Source organism: Flavobacterium sp., assembly GCF_049590715.1.
Taxonomy (GTDB): domain Bacteria; phylum Bacteroidota; class Bacteroidia; order Flavobacteriales; family Flavobacteriaceae; genus Flavobacterium.
Genome location: NZ_JBAWDL010000211.1, coordinates 1 through 8,175, shown reverse-complemented (window position 1 = coordinate 8,175; position 8,175 = coordinate 1). Strand labels below are relative to the sequence as shown.

The following is an 8,175-nucleotide window of genomic DNA, read 5'->3' as shown; positions in this document are numbered from 1 at the left end:
GCAGTATTGGGCTTTTCAAAGCCGAAACTAACTTTTATTCCCTGATCGAATAGTTCGTATTTTAACCATAATTTTGAACCAAAAGAAGAATTTCCGTTTACTGAAATAGTATTTTCTTTTACTTCTACTGTTTCCACCTTGAAGTCATCGGCTACATTTTTCCATTCCATGGCCTTGTGCATAATGGTATTTCCCTGCCCTCTGTCGTTGTCGGTAGCAGCTCGCACAAAATTTGGTTTCAGGGCTGATAATAAAACAGGTTTATTTCCCACTTTTATAGAACTAATATAGCCTGTTGCTTTATCTACAGTAACTTTGTACGCAGCCGTACCGCCACTGATAATATTGTTTGCTGTTAAAAGGCTCACTTTTTTGGTTGAAAATTTTTCGTTTGCTTCAATTTTTGGTAAAACAAAATCTTCCCAAGCAACTTCGTATCCAGCTTTTGCGTATGCATTTGCCGTTTTTTGGCAAACGCTGATATGAATTACATATTCTACTCCTGCTTTTTTGTTTAGCTTATTGATTGGCAAAATCACTTTCGTTTCTTTGCCAGGCTCTAAGTTTATAGGTTCAATATCTCCTGTCAATATTTCTATACCATTGGCCTTTACACTGTATTTAAAATCAAACTCATTCAGATTGGTAAAGTGGTAATAATTTTTGATATTTAACCCATATTCATTGTTTTGGTCTTTTGAAATAGCAACAAACTGGAAAACTTTTTTGCATTCAAAAAGCTGCGGTTTAGGGCTTTTATCTGGATTAATGATGCCGTTTATTAAAAAATTCATTCGACCAGGGTCTGCACCAAAATGTTTCCATCGATCATTACCATAGCCCCAATAGGTTTTTCCGTCTTTTGTTTTTGTTGTAATACCTTGGTCAATAAAATCCCAAATGGCTCCACCTATAATATTATCGTGTGTGCGTGCGCTGTCAACATATTCTTTGAGGTTGCCCAATGAATTTCCCATGGCATGCGCAAATTCGCAGTTAAAAACGGGGCGATTATCATTAGGGTCTTCCGCCAACTGGTTCATAATTTCGACCGTTGCATACATGCGGCTAATCATATCTACATAAGGACGATCTCTGGGGTTGAGCAGATAATTTGTCCATTCTTTAGAACCATGCTTCTTGTAGCGTCTATCGGTGGGGTCGCCTTGTGCACCTTCCGAATGTATGGGGCGAGTATAGTCGTACGTTTTTATCCACGACGCCATTGCGGCATGGTTTGGCCCCGTGCCCGATTCGTTACCTAACGACCAAAATAAAACCGAAGGATGCAATTTGTCACGCTCCACCATTTTTATGGCCCGATCGAGGAACGAATAGGTCCATTCTGGAGAATTAGATAGTTCTCCCCGCATGCCGTGCGTTTCTAGGTTCGCCTCGTCCATTACATAAATACCAAATTTATCGCATAACTCATACAAATAGGGATCGTTTGGATAATGGCATGTACGAATAAGATTCATGTTATTTTGCTTCAAGATAGTGATATCTTGGAGCAGTTCTTCGTGCGAAACTGTTTTTCCTTCCGTAGGGCTATGGTCATGTCGATTAACACCAAACATAATAACACGTTTACCATTAACCATTAATACACCATCTTTTATGTCTATTTGTCTAAAACCTATTTGTGTACTAGTTGCTTGTATTACCTTGCCATCTTTCTCAATGGTTACTAGTAGCGTATATAAATTTGGTTTTTCGGCACTCCATTTTTTTGGATTTTTGATGGTCTGCTTCATCAAGGCAAAATGCACGTTATCGGATTGTGGATACCACTCATGCGCCACCTCTTGGACCGAAATCTGCATCGGTTTCTCTAAGACCATAGTTGTTCCGTCAAACAATTGGGCTTTTATTTGATAGCCTTTTAGGTTTTCATCTTTAGATTGTAGATGCACACGAGGGCGAATTTGCAAAACAGCATCTTCGTATTTGTCATCTAGCAAGGTGCGTACATGTAAATCAGAGAGCGCCACTTTTGGCCAAGCTTGCAAGAATACTTCACGAAATATTCCGCTCATGCGCCAATTGTCTTGGTCTTCGAGATAGGCACCATCACTCCAACGATATACTTTTACGGCAACTGTATTTTTGCCCGGCTTTAGGTATTTTGTAATATCAAACTCAGATGAGGTGTAGCTCCCTTGGTTATAACCAACCTCTTTGCCATTTACATATAAATAATAAGCATTTAAAACACCTCCAAAATTTATTAGTACCGTTTTGTCGTTCCAATCATCGGGGATATTAAATGTACGTTTATACGAGCCCACGGGGTTGTGATTGTGGTCAATAAAAGGTGGATTCTTCGGGAAAGGATAACCCGAATTTACATAAGTTGCATTACCGTAACCACGCATCTCCCAACAAGAAGGCACATCAATATCTGCCCACTTTGAAACATCATAATCTTCTTTGTAAAAATCATCGGGAGCATCAGCTGGTTTTATTACCCAGTTAAACTTCCAGTTACCGTTTAGGGATTGATACCAAGGTGATTTTTCTCGATCAAGTGTTTTGGCTTGCTCTTCTGTAGGGTAAGAATACAAGGTTGACCTTGAAGGAAATCTATTTTTCTGAACCACCAAAGGATTTTCCCAATCGTTGTTGTATTGGGAAAAAACCGTTGTAGTCAAAAATAACAGACCGATTGTTACTATGTTAATTACTTTCATTTATTTCTGTTTTATTTGCGAATTGGCTAATCGTCGGAGATCAACTTCAAATCTCGCCCCGACTGCCCACGCTACTTATTTTATTTGAGTTGTTTCAGGTCCTAAATACGAATTTTTTAATCCGCCAAAATTCAGCACAGCCTTATCTACCACAACACCTGGGTCCATATAATAAATCTTTAAGGTGTGCTTTCCGGGTTTGGTAATGTAGTGCGAACTGGTATGGATGGAGGAGTTGCGGCGTACATTTTGTCTCCAACTGTCACTGTCGATATCAGCACCTACATAAATCATCTTGGGCGATTCCTCGTCTACCGAAATAGCAAAACGGTGTAGTTCAAAGCCGTTAATTGGGTAGGTGGGCAACACATAGGTTGAAATATCAAATCGACCTGAGTTGAAGGTATAAAAGTCGTATTCAACATGTGCATATTTATCGTTTTTAGCCCAATGTCCTACACTTTTAGAATGGTTATTTTGAGTAGCCAAAGATGCACCTGTAACACCCAAACCTTTTTTTACAATCCAGTTTACGTCGTCTTTGTCAACCTTTCGGTGATAATCTTCCAATGGAATGGAGATGTAACCATTTTTCTCAACAAACACCCCTTTTAACTTGTCAGCTATGGTAATTTTAGAATAAAAGGCTTTCACAAAAACAATTTTTTCAGCTCCAGCACCACGGATGGTTATTGTGCCGTTTGGTGTTTTGCCTTGCAGCTTGTTCCAATCAACCGAAACTTGGAGGCGTTGTTCTTTGGAAGTTGTTCCTGAGGTTTGGCTAATCGAAATCCAATCAGCACTTGCAATTGCTTCCCAGGTCAAAGCCTCCTGGCCGGTGTTGAACACATCAATGGTGTAAGTTTCGTTGTAGTGCGACGTAAAAACAGGCAAGTAGTAGGGCTTGTTGATTCCGTTGACCTCTGTGTATTCTTCCACAAGGATACCCAAACCTGCTTTTTTTGGGAGTTTTATCTCTTCGAAAGGAGGCATAAATGCAAAGGTTGCACCACCCGATTGCACTTCTGACATCATTCCTTTCCACTTTCCACCCAGTAACAGCTCATATTCATGCGTAATCATGCGGATGCTATCGTTATAAGCTTTCAGCTTAACAACCAAATCGTTGGTTGCTGCATGACCTAACTTGGTATACCACCTGTTTTTGTGGGCAAGCAATAGTTTGTGATTTATGTAGTGTGCCCCCATAATTGGGTAATACACTAATTCGAAAAACGCAGCCTGATGGCTTTCAGGAACTTGCTTTCTGAGTTTTGTAACTTTCTGGCTAAGCTCTTTGAATTTCTCTAATCGTCTTTCGGTTTCTTTGTAGTTGGTGAAACTAAAATCAGTGTCTTCGATACGCTCGCGCCATCTGTCGCTTGAAAATTCTTCTCCCCAACCCATAAACTCAGGTTTGTGCACAAAGTTGATTTGATAAAAGTCATACATCAAATCGTTGCAGGCCGCTCCTAGTTTTTCGCCAAAAGCTTGGTTGTACCACATTTGCATGTGGGTATACACATTTTCGTGCTTTACGGTATCAATGTTCCATGCCAAATCGAGAAAAAACGTAGTATTGTATTCTGCTGGTTTTATGTCTCCCACATTTACCATCCACACTCGGTTGGCTTTGTAGTCGTAGGCTTTTTTCATTTCCTGATAGATCAGGGCTGGGTTTGTTGTACTCAGCCATGTGTATTCGTGAGGGTTACCAAGATAGGAAATATGATAGTACACACCACTACCTCCCGAACGTTGCTGCTCTATAGGGTCGCTCAGACGACGCATGTAACCATAGTTATCATCCACCCACATCAGGGTAATATCGTCGGGAACTTTCAGGCCGTTGTTGTACAAATGGAGCACTTCGGCATAGGGAACAAAAATCTGTGGAATTTCCTCGGCATTTTTACCAATGTGTTTTTTCAGAATATCCCGTTGGTCGTTTATCGCTTCTTTTACCAATTCAATCTGCTTGTCTACAGAGAAACCACCTTCCATTTTGTGATCGTGAACGCCACGAATACCAATAGTGTAAACATTTTCATAAGGAGCATTTTCTGACACACGCTTGTCTAGCACCTTGCAAATGCCTTCGCGGTTGGTTGCATAATTCCACTCGCCCATATTTTTCTTGTCCCACTCGGTTGCATTGTTAAACAACACCGGCTCGCAATGTGACGATCCCATAACAATGGCGTATTTATCGGCAATCACTTTATTTTCTGTATATTTATTGAATGCCCCCGAGCATTCGTGCATGGCCGGCCACAAATAATTCGCTTTTAGGCGCAACAGTAATTCAAACACCTTTGCATAAGTTTTGGGACCAATGTCTCCCAGTTCGGGCTCAAAAGTTTTTGTACTCCAGGGTTTCATGCCCCAGTCTTCGTCATTAATAAAGATACCTCTGTACTTTACATCGGGTGAAGAGCTCTTGTGTATACCTCCTTTTACAAAGACCTTGTCTTTTTTCACAACCGGAACATCCGCCCACCAGTACCAAGGTGAAACGCCCATTTGTTTTGATAATTCTAATACGCCAAAAGCAGTACCTCTTCTGTCACTACCGAAAATCACTACTATTTTTTTTCCTCGTTGCCAAGGGTTATTAATGGTTTGTATGCTATATTTTTCCCAAACACCTGTCATACCAGTTGTATCAATGGCATTGTTTTTTACCAATTGCTTGATAATGCTACTTTTGTCCAAAGAACCTATGATTACAAGATCTCCTTTTGCATCCTTTTTAGAAGTGAACGTCTTAGGGCTTGTGCCACAAACGGCTTTTAGGTCTTCACTAAAGAGGTTGGCGCTTATCTCAATTACTTTATGGTCGTTCTTGTCGTAAAGAATACTTGCTGTTTTTCCGTTATTAAACAAAATGAAGTCTTGTTTTGTATACTTCTCAATGAGAAGCTTTTGTGCATTAGCATTCAGACTAAAGCTGAAATTAACAATGGCAAGAAGTGTAAATAATCTCATATATAATTATGTTTTGTTATTGTTTATCAAGATAAAAACAGACAATTTGGCCGTCTCTACAAACGCATTTTCTTAAAAAACGTGATTTTTAGTTTACAACCTTAAACTGAATCGCCTGTCCGCCACCGGCAGCCAAAACAATAGTAAGTTTATCTTTGGAGGTTACTTTTTTTCTGGTAATCGCAACAGGATAAGGATTTGTTTTCCAATCTGCATCTTTACCATCTGCATAAATAATGGCTTCATATTGTTTGCCCTTTGCCAAGAAATCAAGGCTTATGTTGAGGTTACGAGGATTTTCATCGGTAATACTTCCCAGAAACCAGTTGTTAGTTCCTTTTTCTTGGCGAGCAATGGTATAATAATCTCCTATTTTAGCATTTAAAACTTTACTCTCCGACCAATCTGTTGGCACATCCTTAATAAATTGAAATGCGGGTAAGTTTTTTTCATAATTTTGGGGTAAGTCAGCAGCCATTTGTATCGGGCTATACATAGTGAGCATAAACGCAATTTGCTGGCATACAGTACCACGCACCCTAAAGGTACCGTTAGACCAAGCCTTTTTAGGGAGCATCACTTCAAATATTCCTGGAGTATAATCCATTGGGCCACCTAGCAGACGAGTAAAAGGCAATATCACACCGTGCTCTGGCGAATTTCCTTCGCTCCATGCATTATATTCTTGACCACGACCACCTTCTCTTGCCATAAGGTTGGGATAAGTGCGTTGTTCTCCTGTAAATTTAATTGGTTCATGATTTACAATCATCAATTGATATTTGGCAGCTGTTTGCACCATTTTTCGGTAGTGGCGTACCATATATTGCCCGTGGTGATGTTCTCTATAGGTCTTTTTTTCTTTATCCCAATTGACATCGCCGGTATAACCTACTTTTACGGTTTTTATTCCTAAATCCTGACACATTTTGTATAGCGTATCCATGCGTGGTTCATAATGGTCTATATCCGAAATGGTTTCGTGATACATCATCATTCGTACTCCTTTTTCTTTTCCATAACGGCATACTTCTTTAATATCAAAATCGTCTGTAGGTGTAGACCAATCAAAAATGCCGTAACCAGTCCAAGATCCTTCCATGTTATCCCAACCTTTGTCCCAACCTTCAATTAATACATCTGGAATACCGTGTTTGGCTGCAAAATCGATATGGTATTTTGCATTAGCGGTATTTGCGCCATGAGGGCGGTTTATGGGTTTACCAAATTGTGTTTTTTCGGCCCAGGCCGATTTCCCTGTGTGCATTTCCCACCAGATACCTATATATTTATAAGTTTCAATCCAGTTCGTATTTTCGTAGGCGCAAGGGGGATTCAAGTTCAGAATTAAATCTGATTGAACTAAACCACCCGCATTTTCAGCTATTTGAATAGTACGCCATGGAGAATGCATAGGTGCAGTTGTGCGAACCAAATCACCATTTAACCAAGGCACTAATTGTGCTTTGAATCTATTATTTTGTAAGGTGTTTACCAGATTCATTTCGGGATAATCGGTAAGATCGGCTTCGTGAATACTAATTACTAACGCATCCTTAACTTCAATAGTTAAAGGTGTGTTACACATATTTGCACGTTCTTCTTTATCTGGTCGTCTGTGAAATTTTAAAGTGTCGCCTATTTGGCTAATTGGTGAATTGTAGTACACTTTCTCGTAATTGTCGTAATCAGCAAAATTCCACCAAGCCTTGTAGTCTCCGGCAAAATTAAATTCTGTAAGCTCATCCATTATCACAAAATCTTTAAGACCTTCTTGTTTTGGAAAGGAATAGCGGAAGGCAACTCCATCATTAAAAGCTCTGGCAATTACATCAAGTAAAACACCCGATTGTTTTTGCTTTAAATGAATAGTTAATTCTTTGTAATGGTTAGAAACGTTTTTTCGTTGTCCCCAAACTGTTTTCCAGCTACTTTTTTCAGAGTCTGTATCGGAACCAATAATTTCAAACCTCTCTTTTAATGAGAGATTTTTTAGTTCAAATCCCAAAGCTGAATTATTCATAAATTGGTAATTTATATGACTTATTGAATAGTGCAGTTGTCCGGCCTTATTCAAATAAAAAGCAATCTGATTATTTGAATCTGGTGAAGCTATTTTCATAACAACTTTGTTTTTACTCCAACTTATAAGAAGTAAGGACATTATTAAAACAACTGAAATTTTTTTATACATCTTTTTAATTTTATAGGGTTATTTTTTTTTAGAATGGCCGAACAAAAAATTCATCTTCATAAATTTATTTTATTGGTCAAGAAAAACGATTGTGTTTTTTTGGTTTATTAGAAAAGTGATTTTTTTACTTCAAGAGATAACTTGCTAGAAATAAATTTAAAAATCAACAATAGTATTGTAGTAGCAAAATTGCATAGAATTTAGTCCAAATTGAAATAATTCACTACGTCAAAAATTATACAACGACCTTTTTTGTTACTACAATTGCTTATACTTGTAATACAAAATAAATATATAAGC

3 protein-coding genes are annotated in these 8,175 nt (G+C 38.7%); all 3 read right to left on the bottom strand.

Translation table 11 applies throughout. The features are described 5' to 3' along the window. The coding region (locus WBQ70_RS09665; RefSeq protein ID WP_423913435.1) for a glycoside hydrolase family 2 TIM barrel-domain containing protein at positions 1-2,693 on the bottom strand (2,693 nt) is incomplete at its 3' end. 75 nt (positions 2,694-2,768) lie between these two features. Then, entirely contained in the window at positions 2,769-5,681 is a 2,913-nt protein-coding gene (locus tag WBQ70_RS09660) for a glycosyl hydrolase 115 family protein (RefSeq protein ID WP_423913434.1), read from the bottom strand. An 88-nt stretch (positions 5,682-5,769) separates the two neighbouring features. Continuing rightward, positions 5,770-7,803: a glycoside hydrolase family 97 protein gene (locus tag WBQ70_RS09655; RefSeq protein ID WP_423913431.1), complete on the bottom strand. Its 2,034-nt coding sequence runs from the start codon at positions 7,801-7,803 to the stop codon at positions 5,770-5,772. Between the last annotated feature and the right edge of the window lie 372 nt (positions 7,804-8,175).